Source organism: Bordetella genomosp. 11, from assembly GCF_002261215.1.
GTDB lineage: Bacteria > Pseudomonadota > Gammaproteobacteria > Burkholderiales > Burkholderiaceae_B > Bordetella_C.
In genome coordinates, this window is the sequence record NZ_NEVS01000004.1 from 123,017 (window position 1) to 144,642 (window position 21,626).

At 67.0% G+C, this 21,626-nt stretch carries 20 protein-coding genes; 10 read left to right on the forward strand and 10 right to left on the reverse strand.

Translation table 11 applies throughout. From position 1 onward, the window contains the following. The first annotated feature begins 7 nt into the window (after window positions 1–7). Entirely contained in the window at window positions 8–2,284 is a 2,277-nt protein-coding gene (locus CAL28_RS08170; RefSeq protein ID WP_094844479.1) for a molybdopterin-dependent oxidoreductase, read from the forward strand. Window positions 2,285–2,312: 28 nt separating this feature from the next. Continuing rightward, a complete protein-coding gene (locus tag CAL28_RS08175) occupies window positions 2,313–3,323 on the forward strand; it encodes a M14 family metallopeptidase (protein WP_094840945.1) in 1,011 nt (336 codons plus the stop codon). A 54-nt stretch (window positions 3,324–3,377) separates the two neighbouring features. On the opposite strand, the gene CAL28_RS08180 is transcribed toward CAL28_RS08175, so the two are convergent. The 3 genes from CAL28_RS08180 to CAL28_RS08190 all read right to left on the reverse strand — a co-directional run bounded on the left by CAL28_RS08180 (window position 3,378) and on the right by CAL28_RS08190 (window position 7,725). Then, window positions 3,378–4,820 (reverse strand): catalase, encoded by a 1,443-nt coding sequence (locus CAL28_RS08180; RefSeq protein ID WP_094844480.1) that lies wholly within the window; start codon window positions 4,818–4,820, stop codon window positions 3,378–3,380. 176 nt (window positions 4,821–4,996) lie between these two features. Further along, entirely contained in the window at window positions 4,997–6,229 is a 1,233-nt protein-coding gene (locus CAL28_RS08185) for an ATP-grasp domain-containing protein (protein WP_094840946.1), read from the reverse strand. Next, window positions 6,226–7,725: a pyridoxal phosphate-dependent decarboxylase family protein gene (locus tag CAL28_RS08190; RefSeq protein WP_094840947.1), complete on the reverse strand. Its 1,500-nt coding sequence runs from the start codon at window positions 7,723–7,725 to the stop codon at window positions 6,226–6,228. Before CAL28_RS08190 ends, CAL28_RS08185 begins: the two co-directional genes overlap by 4 nt. Before the next feature lie 234 nt (window positions 7,726–7,959). Between CAL28_RS08190 and CAL28_RS08195 the strand changes: the two genes are divergently transcribed. Further along, window positions 7,960–9,417 carry an MFS transporter gene (locus CAL28_RS08195; RefSeq protein ID WP_254926050.1) on the forward strand — a complete coding sequence of 486 codons (1,458 nt, stop codon included), beginning with the start codon at window positions 7,960–7,962 and terminating at the stop codon, window positions 9,415–9,417. 24 nt (window positions 9,418–9,441) lie between these two features. Here CAL28_RS08195 and CAL28_RS08200 read toward each other — a convergent pair whose 3' ends face one another. Next, window positions 9,442–10,194: an SRPBCC family protein gene (locus CAL28_RS08200; RefSeq protein WP_094840948.1), complete on the reverse strand. Its 753-nt coding sequence runs from the start codon at window positions 10,192–10,194 to the stop codon at window positions 9,442–9,444. Between the two features lie 18 nt (window positions 10,195–10,212). Beyond that, window positions 10,213–10,719 (reverse strand): DUF6496 domain-containing protein, encoded by a 507-nt coding sequence (locus tag CAL28_RS08205; protein WP_094844482.1) that lies wholly within the window; start codon window positions 10,717–10,719, stop codon window positions 10,213–10,215. Between the two features lie 244 nt (window positions 10,720–10,963). On the opposite strand from CAL28_RS08205, the gene CAL28_RS08210 reads away from it, so the two are divergent. Continuing rightward, a complete protein-coding gene (locus CAL28_RS08210) occupies window positions 10,964–11,179 on the forward strand; it encodes a dodecin (protein WP_094840949.1) in 216 nt (71 codons plus the stop codon). A 25-nt stretch (window positions 11,180–11,204) separates the two neighbouring features. On the opposite strand, the gene CAL28_RS08215 is transcribed toward CAL28_RS08210, so the two are convergent. Beyond that, a complete protein-coding gene (locus CAL28_RS08215; protein WP_094840950.1) occupies window positions 11,205–11,750 on the reverse strand; it encodes an NADPH-dependent FMN reductase in 546 nt (181 codons plus the stop codon). A gap of 285 nt (window positions 11,751–12,035) precedes the next feature. Between CAL28_RS08215 and CAL28_RS08220 the strand changes: the two genes are divergently transcribed. Together CAL28_RS08220 and CAL28_RS08225 are read left to right on the forward strand one after the other, a co-directional pair. Further along, a complete protein-coding gene (locus CAL28_RS08220) occupies window positions 12,036–12,617 on the forward strand; it encodes an antibiotic biosynthesis monooxygenase (protein WP_094840951.1) in 582 nt (193 codons plus the stop codon). A 155-nt stretch (window positions 12,618–12,772) separates the two neighbouring features. Continuing rightward, window positions 12,773–13,660, forward strand: coding sequence for a mechanosensitive ion channel family protein (locus CAL28_RS08225; RefSeq protein ID WP_094840952.1), 888 nt, complete (start codon window positions 12,773–12,775; stop codon window positions 13,658–13,660). Here CAL28_RS08225 and CAL28_RS08230 read toward each other — a convergent pair. Continuing rightward, window positions 13,626–14,435 carry an IclR family transcriptional regulator gene (locus tag CAL28_RS08230; protein ID WP_094840953.1) on the reverse strand — a complete coding sequence of 270 codons (810 nt, stop codon included), beginning with the start codon at window positions 14,433–14,435 and terminating at the stop codon, window positions 13,626–13,628. The genes CAL28_RS08225 and CAL28_RS08230 overlap by 35 nt on opposite strands. Before the next feature lie 162 nt (window positions 14,436–14,597). Here CAL28_RS08230 and CAL28_RS08235 point away from each other — a divergent pair, with 162 nt between their 5' ends. After that, entirely contained in the window at window positions 14,598–15,584 is a 987-nt protein-coding gene (locus tag CAL28_RS08235) for a Bug family tripartite tricarboxylate transporter substrate binding protein (RefSeq protein ID WP_094840954.1), read from the forward strand. A gap of 57 nt (window positions 15,585–15,641) precedes the next feature. Here CAL28_RS08235 and CAL28_RS08240 read toward each other — a convergent pair whose 3' ends face one another. After that, window positions 15,642–16,445, reverse strand: coding sequence for an RNA methyltransferase (locus CAL28_RS08240; RefSeq protein WP_094840955.1), 804 nt, complete (start codon window positions 16,443–16,445; stop codon window positions 15,642–15,644). Between the two features lie 82 nt (window positions 16,446–16,527). Between CAL28_RS08240 and CAL28_RS08245 the strand changes: the two genes are divergently transcribed. The 3 genes from CAL28_RS08245 to CAL28_RS08255 all read left to right on the forward strand — a co-directional run bounded on the left by CAL28_RS08245 (window position 16,528) and on the right by CAL28_RS08255 (window position 20,155). After that, on the forward strand, window positions 16,528–17,304 hold the full coding sequence (locus tag CAL28_RS08245) for an inositol monophosphatase family protein (protein WP_094840956.1): 777 nt from the start codon (window positions 16,528–16,530) through the stop codon (window positions 17,302–17,304). A 378-nt stretch (window positions 17,305–17,682) separates the two neighbouring features. Next, the gene (locus tag CAL28_RS08250) at window positions 17,683–19,272 is read left to right on the forward strand and encodes a TerC family protein (RefSeq protein ID WP_094840957.1); all 1,590 of its coding nucleotides are present in this window, start codon (window positions 17,683–17,685) and stop codon (window positions 19,270–19,272) included. Window positions 19,273–19,288: 16 nt separating this feature from the next. Continuing rightward, complete coding sequence (locus tag CAL28_RS08255) at window positions 19,289–20,155, forward strand: undecaprenyl-diphosphate phosphatase (RefSeq protein WP_094840958.1); 867 nt, start codon at window positions 19,289–19,291, stop codon at window positions 20,153–20,155. A 130-nt stretch (window positions 20,156–20,285) separates the two neighbouring features. Here the strand turns inward: CAL28_RS08255 and CAL28_RS08260 are convergent, their stop codons facing one another. Together CAL28_RS08260 and CAL28_RS08265 are read right to left on the reverse strand one after the other, a co-directional pair. After that, entirely contained in the window at window positions 20,286–21,056 is a 771-nt protein-coding gene (locus tag CAL28_RS08260; protein WP_094840959.1) for a UDP-2,3-diacylglucosamine diphosphatase, read from the reverse strand. Next, entirely contained in the window at window positions 21,049–21,558 is a 510-nt protein-coding gene (locus CAL28_RS08265) for a peptidylprolyl isomerase (RefSeq protein ID WP_094844483.1), read from the reverse strand. The genes CAL28_RS08260 and CAL28_RS08265 overlap by 8 nt, the downstream gene beginning before the upstream one ends. Window positions 21,559–21,626 lie beyond the last annotated feature (68 nt).

Sequence of the window (21,626 nt, forward strand, 5' to 3'; positions counted from 1 at the left end):
GCTGCCCATGACATCCATTCCGTCGACCGAGCGACGTTATCCGCAGCTGGCGCATTGGGGCGCGTTCACCGCCGTCGTGCGCGATGGCCGGCTGCATGCCTGCGAGCCCTTCGAGCACGACCCGGCGCCGTCCCGGATGCTGGAGGCCATCGCGCCCATGGTGTATTCGCCGCGCCGCATCGCGCGGCCGGCGGTGCGCAAGTCCTGGCTGGCCACGCGCGGCGCGGCGGGCGGGGCCCTGCGCGGCCGCGACGAATTTGTCGAGATCGGCTGGGACGAGGCGCTGGACCTGGTGGCGGGCGAGATCGCCCGCACGCGGGAGGAACGGGGACCCGGCGGGATCTTCTGCGGTTCCTACGGCTGGTCGTCCGCCGGGCGGCTGCATCATGCCCGTTCGCTGATCCGCCGCTTCTACTTCGCCGGCGGTGGCGGCGTCGACCAGGTCGGCAACTATAGCTGGGGCACCGCGCAGTTCCTGCTGCCGCATGTGATCGGCACCTATACGCCATTGACCGGGCGCGTCACGTCCTGGCCCAGCATCGTCGAACACACCGACGTTTTCCTCGCCTTCGGCGGCCTGGCCTTGAAGAACGGCCAGGTGTCGTCGGGCGGGGCGGCCGAGCATACGCAGGAATATTGGCTGCGCCGGCTGGCCGCCAACGGCGCGCGCGTCATCAACGTCAGCCCGACGCGCGACGATTGCCCCGCTTTCCTGGACGCGGAGTGGATCCCGATACGGCCGAATACCGACGTCGCGCTGATGCTGGCGCTGGCGCATGAACTGCGGCGCGCCGGCGCGCACGACAGCGCTTTCCTGGCCAGCCACTGCGTGGGCTATGAGGCCCTGGAGTCGTATTTCATGGGAACGGCGGACGGCGTGGCCAAGGATGCCGAGTGGGCCGCACCCATCACCGGCATCCCGGCGCCCCGCATCCGGGCGCTGGCGCACGCCCTGTGCGGCAAACGCAGCTACCTGACATGTTCCTTCGCCGTGCAGCGCGCGCAGCATGGCGAGCAGCCGTACTGGATGGCGATCGCGCTGGCCGCGATGCTGGGGCAGATCGGCCTGCCGGGCGGCGGCTTCGGCTTCGGCCACGGGTCCATGAACGGCGTGGGCAATCCGCGCATCGCGACGCCGGGACCGGAAATGCCCGTGGGGCGCAATCCCGCGGACATGTCGATACCGGTGGCGCGGCTGACCGAGATGCTCGAAAAGCCGGGCCAGCCGTATCCCTTCCAGGGCGAGACCCGGCATTATCCGGACATCGATTTCATTCATTGGGCGGGCGGCAATCCCTTTCACCACCATCAGCAGTTGAACCGCCTGCTGGCGGCGTGGCGCGCCAAGCCACGCACCATCGTGGTCAACGAGATATGGTGGACCCCGGTGGCCCGGCATGCCGATATCGTGCTGCCCATCACCACATCGCTGGAGCGCAACGATATCGGCGGCTCGTCGCGCGACCGCTATGCGCTGGCCATGCATCGCGCCATCGATCCGGTCGGCCTGGCCCGCAACGACCTGGACGTATTCGCCGATCTGGCCCACCGCCTGGGCTATGGCGAACGCTATACCGAAGGCCGCGGCGAGATGGCGTGGATACGGCATATCTACGCGCGGTTCGCGCACACGCACGAGCAGGCCGGCGTCCCCCTGCCGGATTTCGAAACGTTCTGGCGACAGGGCCACGTCAAGCTGCCGTCGCCCGGCCGCGACTTCATCCTCTTCGAGGACTTCCGCGCCGATCCGGCCGCCCATCCGCTACGCACGCCCAGCGGGCGCATCGAACTCTACAGCGAGACGCTGGCCGCCTACGGCTGCGCCGATTGCGGACCGCATCCGCGCTGGATGCCGCCGCGGGAATGGCTGGGCGCGGACAGCGTGCGCGAGTATCCGTTGCACTTGTTGACGGTGCAGCCGGCCGATCGGCTGCACAGCCAGATGGATGCCGCGCCGCTGGCGCAGTCGAACAAGGTGGCCGGACACGAAGCCGTGCGCATCCATCCGGATGACGCGCGCGCGCGCGGCCTGCGCGACGGCGATGTCGTGCGGCTGTTCAACGCGCGCGGCGCATGCCTGGCCGGGGCGCGGCTCGACGACGGGTTGCTGCCGGGCACCGTGGTCATGTCCACGGGCGCCTGGTTCGCGCCCGGCGCGCGCGAGGACGCACCGGAAACGGCGGGAACCGCCAATGTACTGACGCTGGACGTGGGTACGTCCACGCTGACGCAGGGACCCAACGCCATGAGCTGCCTGGTACAGGCAGAGCCCTGGCGGGAATAGACAATCGATTCAAGCAAGGAGCATCAATATGGGCATGATCGGAGAATTCCTGGCGGGCCGCGACGGCGGCGCCCGCCGTCACGGCGCGATCGCGGTCGGGTCGATGTCGTCGGGCATGGCGATCGAATTGCCATACGTCGCCGTGCGCGGCGCGCGGCCGGGCAAGACGCTGTGGCTGCACGGACAGGTGCATGGCGACGAAATCAACGGCATGGTCGCCGCGCTGCGATTCGCCGCGCGCCTGGACCCCGCATCCATGCGCGGCAACGTCGTGGTTACCCCGACCGGCAATCCGCATGCGCTGGACAGCCGGCGCAAGCGCAATCCCTACGACGACCTGGACCTGGACCAGTGCTACCCCGGCAACCCGCGCGGCCTGATTTCCGAAAGGCTGGCGCATGCGCTGATCGAGGAAATCCGCGGCACCGCAGACCTGGTGATCAATCTGCACACGATGAATGCGCTGTTCGACTCCAAGCCCTATGCGGTGTACAAGCTGCATCCGGATAGCGGCGTGTCCGAACGCGATCTGCTGCGCGCCATCGCGCTGTTCGAACCGCACGTCGCCTGCCGGATGGATGTGGGAGGCAAGGGCGAGCTGCCCGGCAATATCGCCGGCGCGCTGGATTACCAATGCCTGGCCGCGCGCATTCCCGCGTTCATGTTGGAACTGGGCGGTGGCAGCCGTTTCGAAGCGGCCTATGCGGCACTGGCGGAGCGCGGATTCGAACGGCTGGCCGTGCAGATGGGCATCCTGGACGGCGCGGCGGATGCGCCGGCCTCGGTGCGGCGCGTGACGCGCCGCGGCTGGATTACCTTCGATCGCGGCGGACTGTTCGTGCCGGAAGTCCAGGCCGGCGATACGCTATCGTCCGGCGACAAGCTGGGCGCGTCCATGGATATACACGGCAAGCCGCTGGAAGACATCCGCCTGCCCGCCAATGGCATCATCATCGGTTTGCGCCGCGACCCTGTCGTCCATACCGGCGAGCGCGCGGCATTCGTCGGCTACGAATGGGACGCCTACCGGCTGGAGTAGCGCGGCGACGGGCTGGCAGGCCCGTCGCCGGCTCGCCGGCCGGCGCGGGCGCGATCAGCCCTCGATACCCAGCGCCTTGGCGACGCCGGCCGCATAGGCGGGGTCGGCCTTGGCGAAATGCCCCAGCTGGCGTCGCACGATCGGCTCGGGCACGCCCTGCATGGCGGCGGCGATATTGCCGAAAAGCTGCTGTTTCTGGCTGTCGTTCATCAGCCGGAACAGGTTGCCCGCCTGCGTGTAGTCGTCGTTGCCTTCGCGGTGATCGTAGCGATCGGCATCGCCCGTCAGCTTCAGCGGCGGTTCCTGTACCGATTTGTCCTGCACCGGCCCGCCGAAGGAGTTCGGCTCGTAGTTGACGCTGCCGCCGCCATTGCCGTCGAAACGCATCTCGCCGTCGCGCGCGTAGTTGTGCACGGGACAGCGCGGGCGGTTCACCGGCAACTGGTCGTGGTTGACGCCCAGGCGATAACGCGCCGCGTCGGCATACGAAAAAATGCGGAACTGCAGCATCTTGTCCGGGCTATGGCCGATGCCCGGCACGACATTGGCGGGCGAAAAACTGGACTGTTCGACTTCCGCGAAATAGTTTTCCGGGTTGCGGTTCAACTCCAGCACGCCCACTTCGACCAGCGGGTAATCCTTGTGCGGCCATACCTTGGTCAGATCGAACGGGTTGTACGGCGTTTTGTCCGCATCGGATTCGGGCATGATCTGCACATACATCGTCCAGCGCGGAAAGTCCTTGCGCTCGATGGCATCGTACAGGTCGCGCTGGTGCGACTCGCGATCCTCGCCGATGACCTTGGCCGCGTGCTCGTTGGTCCAGTTCTCGATACCCTGCTGGCTTTTCAGGTGGAACTTGACCCAGAAGCGCTCGTTGCGCGCGTTGATGAAGCTATAGGTATGGCTGCCGAAGCCATGCATCTTGCGCAGGGACGAGGGCAGGCCGCGGTCGCTCATCAGGATGGTGACCTGGTGCAGGGACTCCGGCGACAGCGACCAGAAATCCCACATCGCGGTGGCGCTGCGCATATTGGTGCGCGGGTCGCGTTTCTGGGTATGGATGAAATCCGGGAACTTGTAGGGATCGCGTACGAAGAAGACCGGCGTGTTGTTGCCGACCAGGTCCCAGTTGCCTTCTTCCGTATAGAACTTGATGGCGAAACCGCGCACGTCGCGCTCGGCATCGGCCGCGCCGCGTTCACCCGCCACGGTGGAAAAGCGCAGCAGCAGGGGCGTCTGGGCGCCTTTGCGCAAGGCCTTGGCCTTGGTGTATTGGCTGATGTCGTGCGTGACCGTCAGCGTGCCGTAGGCGGCGGAACCCTTGGCGTGCACCACGCGTTCGGGAATACGCTCGCGGTTGAAATGCGCATGTTTTTCGAATAGCTGAAAATCCTGTACCAGCAACGGGCCGCGCGGGCCGGCGGTCAGGGCGTTCTGGTTGTCGGGGACGGGGGCTCCCGCATCGGTGGTCAGGGTTTTGCGATCATCGGTCATGGTGTAGGGCGCCTGTGTAACGGTGTCGGGCTCGACGGAGCCGCCGACGTAGCAGCAATGTATGCGCCTTTCGCCGCCGAAGAAACTCAATTTTTGTGAACAGGCATATAGGCATCGTCTATGAGGCGCCGGTACGCCCCATACCCACGCCGACGCGGCGCCGCGCGCCGGCCCCGCTAACCCCGGCCCGATGCCTTGCGCCTTAGCAGGTCCTGGAATGCCGCGAAAATGCGCCGCATGTAGGCGGGTTTGTACGGATATAGGTCTTCCGGATCCATCGCATGGACGATGCCGCAGGTATCGCCCTCGAACACGAGCAGCTGTCCGTCCGGCGTTTCGGCGCAATCCATGACGAAGTAATCGAGGCCGACCCGCCGATGGATATCGGCGAAGGCCGCGGCGTGGCGGCCGCCGAAGCCGGCGGCGAAGTCGCGCATCTGTTCGGCTTCTTCCGCGCGGTTGGCCGCGTTCTCCGCCATGTCGGCATTCAGGTAATGCACCATCCAGCGCGGCGAAATACCCAGGTGGCCCAGATAGGGCTGGCCTTCGATCAGCACGACGCGGTATTTGCGATAGCGGCCGTCCGCGCTGCGGTACTCGACGAATCGCGATAGATAGAAATCGTTCGCCTCGCTGCCGGCCAGGTATTGCGCCATGTCGGCCGCGCGATCGATCCTGGCCAGTCCGTTGCCGGCATGCGAATCGACCGGGCGCACCAGCACGGGATAGTCCACGCCGGGCAGGATATCGGCCGGCGTGGCATCGCCTTGCGCGATGGCGGCAATCGCGGCGCGTTCGACCCGCGCGATGTCCGGCACGACGACGCCCGCCGCGCCGCGCAGGACGGCGGACAGCCCGTCCCGCGAGGTATTCAGGACGTGTTCGGGCCGGTTCACCACGGGCTTGTGCCATTGCCCCACCGGCGCGGCCAATGCCTGGAGCAGCGGACGGTTGACGGCGGATTCGCCGATGGCCACCATCAGGACGTCGTGCTCGGGCAGCATGGCCGGTGCCGGCACGCCTTCGCCCACGTACAGGATGTCCAGCGAAATATCGGAATCGGCAATCAGGAATTCCAGCGGCGTGTTGGCAAGGAAATCGCCGCAGGACACCAGGGCCAGCAGTCGCAACGTCGCGGGCCCCGTGGCGGGCAGGTGATACAGCGGTTGCGCTTGTACCGCATGCCGCTGCAATGCCAGCGCGGTGTCGCGTTGACCCATCAGCAGCAGCGTCATGGAAAGATCCAGCGCGGCGTTGGCATCGCCAGGGTCCTGTTCGGCACGCGCCAGCAACTGCCGGCGCATTCCTTCCAGGTCGCCCTGCTGGAATGCCAGGGTGATCAGGCGGGCCTTGCCGATCAGCGCGGGGCGTTCGGTATTGCCGGCGGTGGGGGAGGCGATGTCGTTCATGGTATGGGGTGGGGTTCGCGCTCGGACACGGTGGCGAGTCCGGCGCCGATACGCAGTACCGCGTCGCACAGGCGATCGACGTCGGCGGCGGAAGTGCGATGGTTGACGATGGCCGCGCGGATGGCCAGCTTGCCATGCACGCGCGTGGTGGAGGGCGCGGCGATGCCGGATTCCTGCACGGCCAGCACGATGTCCGCGTTCAGCCGGTCGCCGTCGCCGGCGTTGCCGGCCGGACGATAGCGGAAGCAGACGATGTTCAGCGCGACGGGCGCCAGCAATTCGAGTTCGGGTTCGGCTCGCACGCGGCGCGCCAGATGGCGCGCGACTTCGCAGGTACGCGCGATCGCCGCGCCCAGCCTGTCGGCGCCGTACACCGTCAGCGTGAACCAGGTCTTCAAGGCGCGAAAGCCGCGCGACAGGTCGGGGCCGTAGTCGCACGGCCACGGCGAATCCGCCGCCATGCCGCGGGTTTCCCGGCTCAGGTAGGCGACGCTGGCGTCGAACGCGGCGCGGTGCGTCTCGGCGTCCCGCACCAGGATGAAGCCCGCGTCGTAGGGCACCTGCCCCCACTTGTGAAAATCGAAGGCGATCGAATCGGCGCGCTCGATGCCGGCCAGCAAAGGGGCCAGGGCGGGCGACAGCATCGCCAGCGCGCCGAATGCGCCGTCCACATGGAACCACAGGCCTTCGTCGGCGGCGACCTCCGCCAGCGCGTCCAGCGGATCCACCGCTCCGACATCGACGGTGCCCGCGGTCCCGGCTATCAGGAAAGGCCGCAGGCCGGCCCGCCGGTCCGCGGCGATCGCCGCCCGCAAGGCGGAGACGTCCATGCGGAATTCATCGTCTACCGGTATCAGGCGCAATGCGTCAGATCCCAGGCCGGTGATGTCCATGGCCTGCGCGATGCAGTTGTGCGCGCAGGCCGACGTATAGGCGACCAGCCGTGTCTCTTGCGCGGCCACGCCGGCGCGCCGTACCGCGCGGCCCATCGCCGCCGCGCGCGCCACCAGCACGCCGACCAGATTGGCCATCGAGGTACCCGTGACGAACAGGCCGCTGGCCGTCTCGGGAAAGCCGAACAGCTCGCGCATCCAGCGCGTGATCTGCCGTTCCACTTCGACCGGGACCTGGTTGCGGCCGCCCAGGTTGGCGTTCAGGCCCGCCGCCAGGGTTTCGGCCAGCATGCCGATGGCGGTGCCGCCGCCATGTACCCAACCCATGAAGCCCGGATGGGCGTTGCCCACGGCATAGGGAAGGATGTCGCGCATGAAACGGTCGTGCGCCGCTTCCAGGCTGGACGGGGCGCGCGGCAAGGGGGCGTGGAAGCCGGCGCGTACCTCGGCCGGCGCCGCCTGCCAGACGGGACGCTCGCGCAGGGTTCCCAGGTAATCGAACATGTCGTCGAGCATCCGGTGGCCCTGGGCGCGCAGGGCCGTCCAGTCGTCGGGGTCCAGTGAACCGTCGGGCGAGGGCGGCGCGGCGGAGGAATAAGTCATGCGTGTCTGCTGGTTAGTGGCGCCAAGGCCGTGCCCGCATGGGGCGGGGCCGCAGGCATGTTGCCACCGCCCGCCCCTGCGGGGATACCCGATCAGCGGGCGACTACCGGGCCATTTTGGCCTTTTGCCGGCAGCGAGCCGGCATGGGCGGTTGTATTTACAATTTCGGCCGGTCAGTAACCGCCGTGCCGCGCCATCCCCGGTGCATCGGCGCGGCGCCACGCAGGAGACGCCGTGAGCATCGCGAAGGACGAGGGGGCCGCCGGACGGGCGGACACACCGGCAAACGGGCAGGAACCAGGGGGCGGCCGGGGGGTCGCCTGGCTGGTGGCCGGAGCCTTCTTCATGGAAATGCTGGATGCCACCGTCATCACCACCGCGTTGCCGGAAATGGCGCACAGCTTCGGCGTGCGGCCGGCGGATATGTCCATCGGCATGAGCGCCTACCTGCTGGCGCTGGCGGTTTTCATTCCGGTCAGCGGCTGGGTCGCGGACCGCTACGGGCCGCGGCGCGTATTCGGGTCCGCGCTGGCGCTGTTTACCGTAGCTTCGGTGCTGTGCGGCCTCTCGCAGTCCTTGGTGCAATTCACCGGAGCCCGCATCCTGCAGGGCCTGGGCGGCGCGATGATGGTGCCGGTCGGCCGCCTGGCGGTATTGCGCGTCACGCCCAGGCAGGACCTGGTGAAGGCGATCGCCATCATCACCTGGCCGGGGTTGGCGGCCCCCGTGATCGGGCCGCTGGTGGGCGGGATCGTGACCACCGCCCTTAGCTGGCACTGGATTTTTTTCCTCAACGTGCCCTTGGGCCTGGCCGCGCTGGTCGCCAACGCCCGCCTGGTGCGTGGCGCCGCGGGCGGGCCGCGGCCCTTCGATGTCACGGGCTTCGTGCTGACCGGCGTTGGCTGCAGCGTGCTGATGTATGCGGTCGACCTGTGCGGCAAGCTGGACGTCGACCTGGGCACGGTCCTGGGCCTGCTGGTGCTGGCCGTGGTGTCGCTGGCCCTGGCGGCGCGCCACCTGCGCCGCGCGCCGCATCCGCTGGTGGACCTGTCACCCATGCGGTACCAGACTTTCGCGGTCACGATGTACGGCGGCTCCCTGTTTCGCGTCGCCATCGGCAGCGCGCCTTTCCTGCTGCCCTTGATGTTCCAGGTGGGCTTCGGCCTGTCGCCGGTGCAGGCAGGTTCGCTGATGCTGGCCCTGTTCGCGGGCAACCTGGCGATGAAGCCCGCCACAGGCTGGGTGATGCGAACCTATGGCTTCCGGCGCGTGCTGGTGGTCAACGGGCTGCTGGTGGCGGCGGGTTTCGCGCTGTGCGCCACCCTGGCCCCCGGCACCCCTGTCTGGTGGACGTCGGCCCTGCTGTTCTTCAGCGGCATGAGCCGGTCCATGCAATTCACGGCCCTGAATACCCTGGGGTTCGCCGACATTCCCAAGCCCGCCATGACGGGGGCGACAACGCTGTTCAGCGCCTGCCAGCAGCTTAATGCCGGGCTGGGTATCGCTTTCGGCGCGGTGGCGCTGCGGGCCGCCGAATGGATGTCCGGCAACGGATCGGCGCCGCCGGGGCCCTTGCAGTTCCGGATCGCCCTGCTGCTGTCCGCGGCCTTGGCCGCGGTAGCGATCATCGACAGCGTCCGCCTGCCGGCCAACGCCGGCGCGGATATCAGCGGGCATCGGCGGCCGGCATGAGCCGGCCGCCTGCCGGTACCCGCGCTAATCGCCGTCTTCGCTGGCCGTGGCGCGGTCCTGTCCCGCTTCCAGGAAGCGCTTCAACCTGAGCAGGTCGTCGCGCGCCTGCACGCCCGGGGTGTCGCCCCAGAGCTTGGCCACGATACGCCCCAGCTCGCCGGCCGGCGGCTCGTAGGCGATGACGGCCTGGACCTCCGTGCCCAGGCCCACCACATCGCTGAAGCTCAACGATCCGGTATGCCGTATCGGCGATTCCGGCATGGATTCCCAGGCAATGCGGACGTTGGGCACGTCTTCGGTCACGACCGTATCCCATTCCAGCGTCTGGCCCAGCGGCGCCTCGATGGTCCAGTGGCTGTGGCGGTCGTCGACCACGTCCACCCGCTTGATATGCTGCATGAACTGCGCCAGGTTCTGGAATTGACGGCAGAACGCGTAAACCTCTTCGATAGGGCGCTGGACGACGATGCGTTGCGAGGATGCCGCCGCCGTGCGCCAGCCTTGTTCGGCCGCGACCGTGCGCTCGTGCGGCGTCTTGGCCAGGCGGGCCTTGACCGCGCAGCGGCCGGACAGCCCCCGGCTTACCAGCGCGCCGCCCGCCAGGGCGGACAGCACGCCGAGGATGCCGCCCCGCCGCAGCCCGGCCAGTACCAGGGCGCCGCCGCCGACGCCGGACAGCCAGCGTTCCTTTTCATTCAGGTTCACCGGTCCGATCGCCGGCTTGGCGGACAGGAACGCCAGCAACTGCGACACATTCTTGGACGTTGGGGATGCCATGTGTACCTCCGCGCGGGCTCAATGGGCGTGCTGGGCATGCCGGTTGGCCGCGCGTGTGCGCGCCGCCTTGCGGGCGGCGGCGGAGCGGCCCGCTGCGCCCTTGGTTTGCGCCGCCTTGCGCGCCGCCGCCGAACGATCGGCCGTGGTGCGCTTGCGGGCCGCGCTCTTGGCCTGGCCCGATAGCGCGCGGCTGGATGCGCCGGCCGTGCTTTCGCGCTTCAGGGCCCGGGTGGTGGCCGCGGAGCGCTTGGCGGATTTGGCGCCGCCTTTGTGCGCCTTGGCTTCATCCTGGCTGGCTTTTTTCTTGGTCGCCTTGGACGCGGTCGACTTGGTGGGAACCTTGACGCCGGCACGGCGCGCTTCGGACAGGCCGATGGCCACCGCCTGCTTGGCCGATCGCACGCCGTGCTTGCCTTCGCGGACATGTTCGACTTGCTCGCGGACGAATTCGCCGGCCTGGGTAGACGCCGACTTGCCTTGCTTCTTGTCGCGCTCCGCGCGAGCGAGGGTTTTGCGTTCGGGCATGATCACCTCCATCTGAAACCGGGCTCGGAATGGGCCCGACAGGTGTGGCGTATGTGCAGCAAACCCCATGCCGGTCGGCGGCGTGCGCGGCGCTTCGGTGCCGCGCACGATATGGCCACGCACGCGACATGGACGCATGGACCGCCCGCCGCGACCTGGCCCGCGCACGACATTTGCGGACGAGGTGGGCCGGGCCGTCCGGTCCCGGCGCACCCGCCGCGCGCGGCAATCAAGGAGACTTCACATGGCCAATCACGTATACAAGCAGATCGAGCTGGTAGGCTCGTCGACCAGCTCCAGCGACGACGCGATTTCCCGCGCCATCGAGCGGGCATCCTCGACCCTGCGCAATATCGAATGGTTCGAGGTGACGAACGTGCGCGGGCACATCGAGCAGGGCAAGGTGGCGCACTGGCAGGTTTGCCTGAAGATCGGCATGCGTATCGAGGACGCGGACTGACCGGGGCGATCCTCGCCCCGCATGCCTACGCCAGTTTTTCGACCCACGCGACATACCGGTCCACCCAACCCTGCAAAAAGGCGCGGGTGTCGGTATTCGCGATGGCGCCGTCGGCGTCGAAAAAGCCGTCTTTCATCTGCAGGAACACCTCGGGAAGCGTCAGCGCCATCGAGCCTTCCGCCGCCAGGATGTTGCGCAGATGCTGCTGGGCCAGCGCGGTGCCCGCATTGCTGGGCGAGATCCCGACGATGCCGCTGGGCTTGCCGGTCCAGACGTTCTGGCCGTAGGGGCGCGAGCCCCAGTCGATGGCGTTCTTCAGCGCGGCCGGGATGGAGCGGTTGTGTTCCGGGGTGACGAACAACAAACCCTGCGATCGGCGAATCTGGTCCTTCAGCGCCAGGGGCGCGGCGGGCATGGCCTGGTCCAGATCCTGGTTGTATAAGGGCAGGTCCAGGTTGGCGTGGGTCAGCTTGAAATGCGGGGGCATCAGCTTTTCCATCGCGCGGGCCAGTTGCAGGTTGAACGAAGCCTTGCGCAGGCTGCCGACAAGGACGGTGATCTGGTAGTCCATGGTTTTCGCTTCCTAGGCTTGGGTTGAAGAGGCATGGCCAGTGTAGAGGCCGGGCGGGCGCCGGGCCGCAAACCGCGGTCCCGATGCCCGCTTTATTTGTGCACCGAGGCGGTGCATAACCCCAGGGTTTTCACTAGGTCGGTGAATTGTGCAGTGCAAGATAGGCTCGGTCGATCCCGCTCGCTGCCATAGGCAAGGGGAGTTTATTGCGGCGCAAAATTGGCACGCATATTGCTCTTGAGATAACGCCAGTGCTGTATCTGGCTTGATCGAGGAGTAGTAGCCATGTCCGCCCCCGCCGTTGCAATGCCGGCTCCCGTCACCATGCTGATCACGCGACAGATCGCGCCGGAACGCTACAGCGATTTCCTGGCGTGGCTGCGCCAGGGGGAAATACTGGCTGCCGGCTTTCCTGGTTTCCTGGGTTCGGGCGTGCTGCAGCCGCCGGAAGGCGGAGACCAGTACCAGATCGTATTGCGCTTCCATGACGAACAGAGCCTGTCGCGCTGGGAGAACTCCCTGCCGCGACGGATGTGGCTGGAGCGCGGACGGGAGCTGGTGCGCGAAAGCCGCGTGCACCGGGCGACCGGGATGGACGCCTGGTTCGGCCCGCAAAAGAGCGCGCCGCCGCGCTGGAAGCAGGCCTTCAGCATCTGGGTGGTCTATTGCCCGTCGCTGCTGCTGTTCAACATTCTGTTCCAGGAGCAATTGGCGTCGCTCTCGCTGTTCTGGCGCGTGCTGGTGACGACGTCCACCATGAGTCCCATCCTGTCGTTTTTCCTGATCCCCTTCATCAGCCGTGTCCTGCATCGCTGGCTGCATCCGGGCACGGCGCGTCCTGCCGCGCGCAACGCGTTGAAAGCGTAAAAGCGACCCGCTCCAGGATCCCGCGCCGCCGCGTCGCCGGCCTGCGCGGGATGCCGCCTCGGCGGCGCGGCAGGATAGGGCCATGCTCATCTGATAAAGTCCGGCAGGTTTTCGGCGGCGGTCGCCGCCTGCCAGGGATACACAGGAGCTACGGAATGGTCACCAACTTGTCCGGCCTCGGGGCCGTCCTCTCGCCCATGGTCGATATCGGCCTGCAGCTGATCTGGGGCGTGGTGATACTTGGGCTGGGCTGGTGGGCCGCCGGCCTGCTCGGCCGCTGGGTGCGCCGCCTGGCGCAGCGATCCGACCGGGTCGATCCCACGGTGGTGCCGATGTTCTGCACGACGGTGGTATGGTCGGTACGCATCTTCACGGTGATAGCAGTGCTGGCGCAGTTCGGCGTGCAAACCGCCAGCATCATCGCGGTACTCGGCGCCGCCGGCCTGGCGGTCGGACTGGCCTTGCAGGGCACGCTGCAAAACATCGCGGCGGGGATCATGTTGCTGATGCTGCGGCCTATCCGCGCCGGCGAATATATCGCGCTGAGTTCCGGGAGCGAAGGCACCGTGGAGGAAGTCGGGCTGTTCCTGACGCGGCTGGTGCAGGGGGACGGCATTCACGTCACGTTGCCCAACAGTACGATCTGGAACGCCACCATCACCAACTACAGCCGCAACGCGACGCGCCGTTTCGACATGGCGGTGGGCATCCGCTACGGCGACGACCTCGACCTTGCCATCGCCACGCTGCGCGACACGGTCAATGCCCACCCGCTGGCGCTGCAATCGCCCGCGCCGGACGTGCGGGTCTTCGAATACCGCGACAACGTCGTTGTCGTAAATACCCGGGTATGGGCGGAGACCGCGCGCTATTGGGAATTCCGCTGGGACCTGCTGCACAAGACCCGCCTGGCGCTGGACGCCGCCGGTTTGCGTCCGCCGGTGCCGGTGCGCGAAGTGACCTACGCGAATGTCGGCCAGGAAGCCGCGCCGGCGCAGCAGCCTGCCGTCAGTTCTGCTGCAGACGCGCCAGTTCGGCCTTGATCCAGCCGGCGATTTCCCTTTGCCGTTGCGCCGGCATGCGGTCGATGATGGCGGTCACGCTGATGGCCAGCACCGGCAGCCCCTGCGCATCGAGCAGGGCGCATCCCACGCCCAACGCCCCGCGCACGGCATGATTGCCCACCACCGAATAGCCGCGCGCGCGGGTGTTCTCGATCAGGCGCAGCATTTCATGCGAGGTCATCCCGCCGTATTCGTCCAGGTGCGCGGCATTGCGGTCCACGATGCTGCGGGCTTCGTCGTCGGGAAGGGCGGCCAGTAGCGCCATGCCGCCGGAGCCCACTCCCAGCGGCTGGCGCTTGCCGGCATAGGTGGCAAGGATCTGGACCGGATAGCCGCCGATTTCGCGATGCAGGCTGACCGATTCGTCGCCCTCGCGCACCACGAGGAAGACGGCGTCGCCCGTCCGTTGCGCCAGCCGCCGCAGGGCCGGCAGCGTCTGCCGCAGCCTGGGATCGGCCTCCGGTACCCCCATTTCCTGCGTCAGTTGGGCGCGGTAGCGCTTGGTCCCCGGCACGGGCTGGGCCAGGCCGGCTTCCATCAACGCGGCCATCAACCGGTAGATCGTCGGACGCTGGATGCCGGTATAGCGCGCGAGGTCGGTGACGCACAGTCCATCCGTGCCATGGTCGCGCAGCGCAGCCAGGACTTGCAGGCCGCGGCGCAAGGTGCGCGGCCCGGCGGCCTGGGGCGAGGCGTCTTCCGCGGCAGGCGCCAGGGGACGGCCGGCAGCGGGGGGGAGGGAAAGCTCAGGCATAAAAGCAAAAATCAAACGTCCGCGTGACGGACGAAATGGGCCATAGTTGTTGCAGCATGTTGCTCTAACGCGGACAATCCGCCCGAAAAACAATTCTAAGCGTCCACCACCCGGACGGCCTAATCGAAACGTCCATTACCTGGACACATTGGAGTGAGACAGATGAGTCAAAAGCTTGCCCTGTTCCGTCGTACCGCCGCCACGCTCGCGAGCGCGGCCGCCCTCTTTGCCGCCACCGCCCCCGCGCAGGCCGCCTACCCGGATAAGCCCGTGCGCATCGTTGTCGGCTTCAGCGCCGGCGGGACCACCGATGTGATCGCCCGCATTATGGCCAAGGAGCTGACGGAGTCGCTGCACCAGTCCTTCGTGATCGAAAACAAGCCCGGTGCCGGCAGCAATATCGGGACGGAATACGTCGCGCGCGCCACACCGGACGGCTACACCTTGTACTTCGTCGCCGTCACCAGCGCCATCAACCAGACCCTGTATTCCAAGCTGAACTTCGATCTGGTGAAGGACTTCGCGCCCATCGCGCTGGCCGCCAAGGTGCCCAATGTGCTGGTGGTGAATCCGCAATTGCCGGTCAAGTCCGTCAAGGAACTGGTCGACTACGCCAAGGCCCATCCCGGCAAGCTGGCCTTCGCATCTTCCGGCAGCGGTACTTCCATCCACATGGCCGGCGAACTCTTCAAGCTGCAGGCCGGTGTCGATGTGCTGCACGTGCCCTACAAGGGCAGCGCGCCGGCACTCACCGACCTGATCGGCGGCCAGGTCCAGTTCATGTTCGACAACATGCCTTCATCGTGGCCCCACGTCCAATCCGGCAAGCTGCGCGCGCTGGCCGTGACGACCAAGGAACGCTCGCCGACGGCGCCGAATCTGCCCACCATGGCGGAATCGGGGTTCCCCACCTTCGACGTCTCGTCGTGGTTCGGACTGATCGCGCCCAAGGGCACCCCCCCGGACGTGATCAAGACGCTGAACGCGGCGATGGTGAAGGCGCTGGACAAGCCTGAAGTGAAGGATGCATTCGACAAATTGGGCGCCGTGCCGTCCAAGACCACGCCGGAGCAGTTCGGCGAGTTCATCCAGTCGGAGGTCAAGACCTGGGCGACCGTGGTCAAGGCGTCGGGGGCGCGCGTCGACTGACAGGCGTTCCCTGCTGGCCGGCGGCGCCGCGCACGCGGCAGCCCCGGCGCGGCGGAATCAGTCGCCGCGCCTGGCGCCGGCTGCCTTCAGCATGGCGGTACACACCCCGCGCAGCATATCGACTTCATCCCGGGTCAGGGCGCTGCGGCTGAACAGGTGGCGCATGCGCGGCATCAGCTTCTTGGGATGTTTGGGATCCAGGAACTTCACGGCCACCAGGGCTTCTTCCCAATGCGTCAGCAGGGCGTGCACGGCTTCGACCGGCGCGGGCTCCGCCCCGGGATCGGGCGCCTGCGCCGTCGTGGCCGGCAGCAGGCTGCCTCCCTGCGCCGAGATCAAGGCATAGCGCAGCTCCCATGCCGCCAGCTGCAGGGCCTGCGCGACGTTCAGCGAACTGTATTCGGGGTTGGCGGGGATATGGCAAATGCGGTGGCAGGCGGCGATCTGCGCATTGGTCAGCCCGGCCCGTTCCGTGCCCAGCACGATGGCCACGCTGCCGGCTTCGTGGCCGGCCAGGTGGCCGCGCGCCAGCTCCGCGGCCTGACGGATGTCGCAGGGCGGCGGCCCCAGGTCGCGCACCCGCGCCGTCAGCGCGAAGGCCAAAGTGACCGGCGCCAACGCGGATTCCAGCGTGTCGTGCACGGTGGCGGCGGCCAGCACGTCGCCGGCCCCGCTGGCCAGCGCCACCGCTTCCGGCTGCGCCACCATGTCTTCCAGCCGCGGCGCGACCAGCGCCAGGTCGGAAAAACCCATGGTTTTGATGGCCCGGGCGGCGCTGCCCACATTGCCCGGATGGCTGGGCTCGACCATCACGAAACGTACCCGCGCGAATGCCCGCTGGGGTGTTGATGCCTGAGTCATTTAAAATGTCACGTTTGGCGCAGCGGAACCGGCCGTCCGGCAGGGCTTCCGACCGCGCATTAGCGGAATCGTACGGAATTTTATGCACCCGATGCTCAACATCGCCATCAAGGCGGCCCGGCGTGCCGGCACCATCATCAATCGTGCCAGCCTCGACCTGGAAAGACTGAACGTGGCTCGAAAGGGGCCGCGGGATTATGTCACGGAAGTCGACCAGGCCGCCGAGACCTCCATCGTGGAAACGCTGCGCGCGGCCTACCCCGACCACGCCGTGGTGGGAGAGGAATACGGGTTGCAGGGCGACGAGCATGCTGAATTCCGCTGGATCATCGATCCCCTGGACGGCACCACCAATTTCATCCACGGCCTGCCCAACTATGCCGTATCGATCGCGCTGATGCAGCGCGGCCTGGCGGTGCAGGCGGTGATCTACGATCCCTCGCGCAACGAGATGTTCACCGCCAGCCGTGGCGGTGGCGCGTTCCTGAACGATCGCCGCGTCCGGGTCTCCGGCCGCACGCGATACCACGAGGCCTTGCTGGGCGCGCACTGGCCGGGCTCGGCCGGCCCGGACCAGGGGGGCGGCAAGTTCAAGCAGATGGCGCAGGGCAGCGCCGGCGTGCGCCGCATGGGCGCCACCGTCCTGGACCTCGCCTACGTGGCCTGCGGCCGGCTGGACGGCTTCTGCGGTGTCGCGCTCAAGCCCTGGGACATGGCCGCGGGCAGCCTGCTGGTGCAAGAGGCCGGCGGCCTGGTGGCGGACTTCACCGGCGAGCAGGGCTGGCTGGAGTCGGGCAATGTCCTGGCCGCCAGTCCCAAGATCTTCACGCAGATGCTCGGCGTGCTCCAGGGGGCCTGAGCCCGCTCCCGAAGTGCCGCGCGCATCGTCTTCAGGCGCGACGCCGGCGGGCCGGCGGCGCTGGATCGGCGGCGTGCCCGGCCGGGGAAACCGTTCCGTGCGGCGCGTCGCGCGGTGATCCCTGAAAATGGTCAGACCCGTCGGGCCTGGCCTTGCGCGCGCGGGGCCAACTTGTGGGTAGGCCGGGGGAGAGGGGGCCGCGGGCACTCGGGCAGGGGGCCGATCGGGTCTGTGCACGTATTTCAGCGCCCGCGCGCCGAACTCGCCATCGCCCACAAGAACTAAGGCGCGGACCGCTTGCCGGATCGGTTCTTGCGTGACCGGCGTGTTGCTACGTTTCCATGTACGATTACCGGTCCTTCACTGCTGGAGTTGCCAATGGAGTGGCTGCTGGACCCCGCTGCCTGGGTCGGCTTGCTTACCCTCGTCATCCTCGAAATCGTTCTCGGGATCGACAACCTTATCTTCATAGCCATCCTGGCGGACAAGCTGCCGCCCGCGCAACGGGATCGCGCGCGCATCATGGGGCTGTCCATGGCGCTGGTCATGCGCCTGGTGCTGTTGTCCGTCATGTCCTGGCTGGTCACGCTGACCGAGCCGCTTTTTTCGTTGGGCCCGCTGCATCCCTCGGCACGCGACCTCATCTTGATGGTGGGCGGTTTCTTCCTGCTTTTCAAGGGGACCATGGAGCTGCACGAGCGCCTGGAAGGCGGGGTGCAGGTTACCTATGGGCCCCGCGTCTATGCCAGCTTCTGGGTGATCGTCACGCAAATCGTCGTGCTGGACGCCGTCTTCTCGCTGGACTCCATCATCACCGCCGTCGGCATGGTGGATCATCTGGGGGTGATGATGATGGCCGTCATCATCGCGATCGGCATCATGCTGGTGGCCTCCAAGCCGCTGACACGCTTCGTCAACGCGCATCCCACGGTAGTGGTGCTGTGCCTGGGCTTCCTGTTGATGATCGGCTTTTCGCTGGTTGCAGAGGCCTTTGGCTTCAAGGTGCCCAAGGGCTATCTGTACGCCGCCATCGGTTTCTCGGTGCTGATCGAAGCATTGAACCAGGTGGCGCGGCGCAATCTGCTCAAGCTGGACGCGCGGCGCCCGATGCGCGAACGCACCGCCGAAGGCGTGCTGCGCATGCTGGGCAAGCGTCCTCCCCAGCCCGCCATGGACGAGCCGGAGGCCGCGCAAACGCAGGAATACCAGGATGCGCCGGCCTTTGGCGTGGAGGAGCGCAACATGGTCAGCGGCGTGCTCACGCTGGCCGAGCGTTCCATCCATTCCATCATGACGCCGCGCACGGACATCTCGTGGATCGATATCGAGGATGACGCGGCCACCATGCGCGCGCAGATCGAGGCCGCCCCGCACAGTTTCTTCCCGGTCTGCCGCGGCAGCCTGGACGAAGTCCTGGGCATCGGCCGCGCCAAGGAAATGATCGCCGACCTGATCACCGAAGGCAGCATACGCCGCAACCGCCTGCGCGATCCCATCATCGTCCACGAATCCATCGGCATCCTGCGCCTGATGGATACGCTCAAGCGGGCGCGCGGGCAGCTGGTGCTGGTGGCCGACGAGTTCGGCGCCATTGAAGGCCTGGTGACGCCCATGGACCTGTTCGAGGCCATCGCTGGCGAATTCCCGGACGAGGACGAGCTGCCGGACATCGTGCACGAGGGCGACGGCAAGTGGAAGATCGACGGCGCGGCGGATCTGCGGCATGTCGAGCAGGTGCTGGAAACCGACGGCCTGGTGGACGAGGCGCAGGATTACGCCACACTGGCCGGCTATCTGCTGTCGCGCTTCGGCCATTTGCCGCAGCCCGGCGACAACTGCGAGTTCGTATCGCCGCATCAGCGCTACCGATTCGAAGTACTGCAATTGGACGGACGGCGTATAGCCTCCGTCGGGGTGGAGCGCCTACCCTTCGAGCTTTCGCCTGCCGACGAAGGCGCCACATCGTGATTCTCCGAGCCGCATCGTGACCGACTACACCCTGTACCTGATCAAGGCCTTCTTCCTGGGCATCATCGAGGGCCTGACCGAGTTCATTCCCGTATCCAGTACCGGGCACCTCATCCTCTTCGGCGATTGGATCAACTTCCAGTCGAGTTCCGCCAAGGTTTTCGAAGTGGTCATCCAGTTCGGGTCCATCCTGGCCGTCATGTGGATCTTCCGGGAGCGCCTGTGGCGGCTGATCCACGGCACCTTCACCGGTGTGCGCAGCGAAATGATGTTCACGCGCAATCTGTTGGTGGCTTTCCTGCCGGCGGCGGTCATCGGCGCGATCTTCATCCACGCCATCAAGAGTTTGTTCTACCACCCCGGCGTGGTGGCGGTCACCCTGGTCCTGGGCGGGCTGGTCATGCTCTATGTGGAACGCCACACGCATCGCACGCGTGGGGCGGCCGCCGGGGCAGGCGGGGACGACAGCGCATCCGAGGCGCACGCGACGGCGCACCGGCTGGAAGACATCTCCTGGAAGCAGGCGCTGGGCGTGGGGGTGGCGCAATGCCTGGCGATGGTCCCGGGCGTATCGCGTTCGGGTTCCACCATCATCGGCGGCATGATCGCCGGCATCCAGCGCAAGACGGCGACGGAGTTCTCTTTCTTCCTGGCCATGCCGACGATGCTGGGCGCCGCGGTGTACGACTCCTACCGCAACATGAGCGTCCTCAGCCAGCACGACGTCGTGGGCATTGCGGTGGGCTTTATCGCGGCCTTCCTGAGCGCGCTGGTCGTCGTCCGCGCCGTGCTGCGCTTCGTGGCCAATCACACGTATCGCGTCTTCGCGTGGTATCGCATCGCGCTGGGCATCCTGGTCGCGGCGGTGCTGTTCGCCCACTGACGCGGCGAGCCGCCGCGACGGCCCGTGCGGCCGTCACGGCCGCTTTCGCCAGCGCCGCACGCGCAAAAAAAAACCGGGAGGGTTCCCGGTTTTTTTCGACGAGGCGGGCGGCTATGGCCGGCGGCGGTCATCAGGCGACTTCCAGATCGTAGAACTGCATCCCATCCCGGTCGATGGCCAGCCAGCCGCCACGGGGCGGGCGGGCGTGATCGCAGTCCCAGTCGGGCAGGACCCAGCGTTCGCGGCGCTTGCCCGCCACTTCCAGCACATGGCGGTCAGGCCGGTGCGTATGGCCATGCACCAGCGTCGCCACGCCGGTTTCGCGGAACAGGGATTCGACCGCGTCCGGGTTCACATCCATGATGTCGGCCTGTTTCGCCTGCGTGGCGGCCTTGCTTTCGCCGCGCGCCTGTTGCGCCAGGGTCAAACGTTCCGGAATGGATTTGCCCAGGAATTCCTTCTGCCACGCGGGGTCGCGCACCATGGCGCGGAACGCCTGGTAAGCCTGATCGTCCAGGCACAATTCGTCGCCGTGCGTCAGCAGGATCAGGCCGTAGTCCGTATCGAGCAGCGCGGGTTCCGGGAGCAGCCGCGCACCCACCGTTTCGGCAAGTTCGGTACCCATCAGGAAATCGCGGTTGCCGCGCCCCAGCCAGACGGGGATGGCGGCGGCCGTGGTTTTCAACGCCTGCAGGACCGACGCCAGCCAGGGCGGCGGCTGGCGGATGACATCGTCGCCTATCCACGCGTCGAAGATATCCCCGGGCAGCAGCAGCGCCGATGCTTCGTCCGCCGCGGCCTCCAGGAAGCTCAGGAAGGCTTCGGTGGTGGCCGGCGCCGCCGGCCCCAAATGCATGTCCGAAGCGACCCAGATCGTTCCGGGCAGCGTGATCTTATTCAACGACTTCGGCCTTCTCGATGATGACGTCCTGCGCGGGTACGTTCTGGTGGAAGCCGCTGTTGCCGGTCTTGACGGCCTTGATCTTGTCGATCGTGTCCGTGCCTTCGGTGACCTTGCCGAATACCGCATAGCCCCAGCCGTTGGCGGTGGGCGCGGTGAAGTTCAGGAAGTCGTTGTCGGCGACGTTGACGAAGAACTGCGCGGTCGCCGATTGCGGATCGCTGGTACGGGCCATGGCCACCGTGTACTTGTCGTTCTTCAGGCCGTTGTTGGCCTCGTTTTCCACGGGGGCGTGGGTTTGCTTTTGCTTCATGCCGGGCTCGAAGCCGCCGCCCTGGATCATGAAGCCGTCGATAACGCGATGAAAGACGGTGTTGTTATAGAAGCCTTCCTTGACGTAGGTCAGGAAGTTCGCCACCGTCTTGGGGGCCTTGTCGGCGTCCAGGGTGATGACAAAAGCGCCATAGTTGGTCGTCATTTTGACGCGGGGGGAAGCAGCCATGGAATGTTTACCTTCGGTGGTGTTGGTGGAGGCCGCGCCCGAGGGTGCGGCGCCGGCGGCCGCCGGCA

What these genes read in the sequence shown, in the direction of transcription:
- CAL28_RS08170 (WP_094844479.1), top strand. Translation starts at nt 8, where the DNA reads ATGACATCCATTCCGTCGACCGAGCGACGTTATCCGCAGCTGGCGCAT.
- CAL28_RS08175 (WP_094840945.1), top strand. Translation starts at nt 2,313, where the DNA reads ATGGGCATGATCGGAGAATTCCTGGCGGGCCGCGACGGCGGCGCCCGC.
- CAL28_RS08180 (WP_094844480.1), bottom strand. Translation starts at nt 4,820, where the DNA reads ATGACCGATGATCGCAAAACCCTGACCACCGATGCGGGAGCCCCCGTC.
- CAL28_RS08185 (WP_094840946.1), bottom strand. Translation starts at nt 6,229, where the DNA reads ATGAACGACATCGCCTCCCCCACCGCCGGCAATACCGAACGCCCCGCG.
- CAL28_RS08190 (WP_094840947.1), bottom strand. Translation starts at nt 7,725, where the DNA reads ATGACTTATTCCTCCGCCGCGCCGCCCTCGCCCGACGGTTCACTGGAC.
- CAL28_RS08200 (WP_094840948.1), bottom strand. Translation starts at nt 10,194, where the DNA reads ATGGCATCCCCAACGTCCAAGAATGTGTCGCAGTTGCTGGCGTTCCTG.
- CAL28_RS08205 (WP_094844482.1), bottom strand. Translation starts at nt 10,719, where the DNA reads ATGCCCGAACGCAAAACCCTCGCTCGCGCGGAGCGCGACAAGAAGCAA.
- CAL28_RS08210 (WP_094840949.1), top strand. Translation starts at nt 10,964, where the DNA reads ATGGCCAATCACGTATACAAGCAGATCGAGCTGGTAGGCTCGTCGACC.
- CAL28_RS08215 (WP_094840950.1), bottom strand. Translation starts at nt 11,750, where the DNA reads ATGGACTACCAGATCACCGTCCTTGTCGGCAGCCTGCGCAAGGCTTCG.
- CAL28_RS08220 (WP_094840951.1), top strand. Translation starts at nt 12,036, where the DNA reads ATGTCCGCCCCCGCCGTTGCAATGCCGGCTCCCGTCACCATGCTGATC.
- CAL28_RS08225 (WP_094840952.1), top strand. Translation starts at nt 12,773, where the DNA reads ATGGTCACCAACTTGTCCGGCCTCGGGGCCGTCCTCTCGCCCATGGTC.
- CAL28_RS08230 (WP_094840953.1), bottom strand. Translation starts at nt 14,435, where the DNA reads ATGCCTGAGCTTTCCCTCCCCCCCGCTGCCGGCCGTCCCCTGGCGCCT.
- CAL28_RS08235 (WP_094840954.1), top strand. Translation starts at nt 14,598, where the DNA reads ATGAGTCAAAAGCTTGCCCTGTTCCGTCGTACCGCCGCCACGCTCGCG.
- CAL28_RS08240 (WP_094840955.1), bottom strand. Translation starts at nt 16,445, where the DNA reads ATGACTCAGGCATCAACACCCCAGCGGGCATTCGCGCGGGTACGTTTC.
- CAL28_RS08245 (WP_094840956.1), top strand. Translation starts at nt 16,528, where the DNA reads ATGCACCCGATGCTCAACATCGCCATCAAGGCGGCCCGGCGTGCCGGC.
- CAL28_RS08250 (WP_094840957.1), top strand. Translation starts at nt 17,683, where the DNA reads ATGGAGTGGCTGCTGGACCCCGCTGCCTGGGTCGGCTTGCTTACCCTC.
- CAL28_RS08265 (WP_094844483.1), bottom strand. Translation starts at nt 21,558, where the DNA reads ATGGCTGCTTCCCCCCGCGTCAAAATGACGACCAACTATGGCGCTTTT.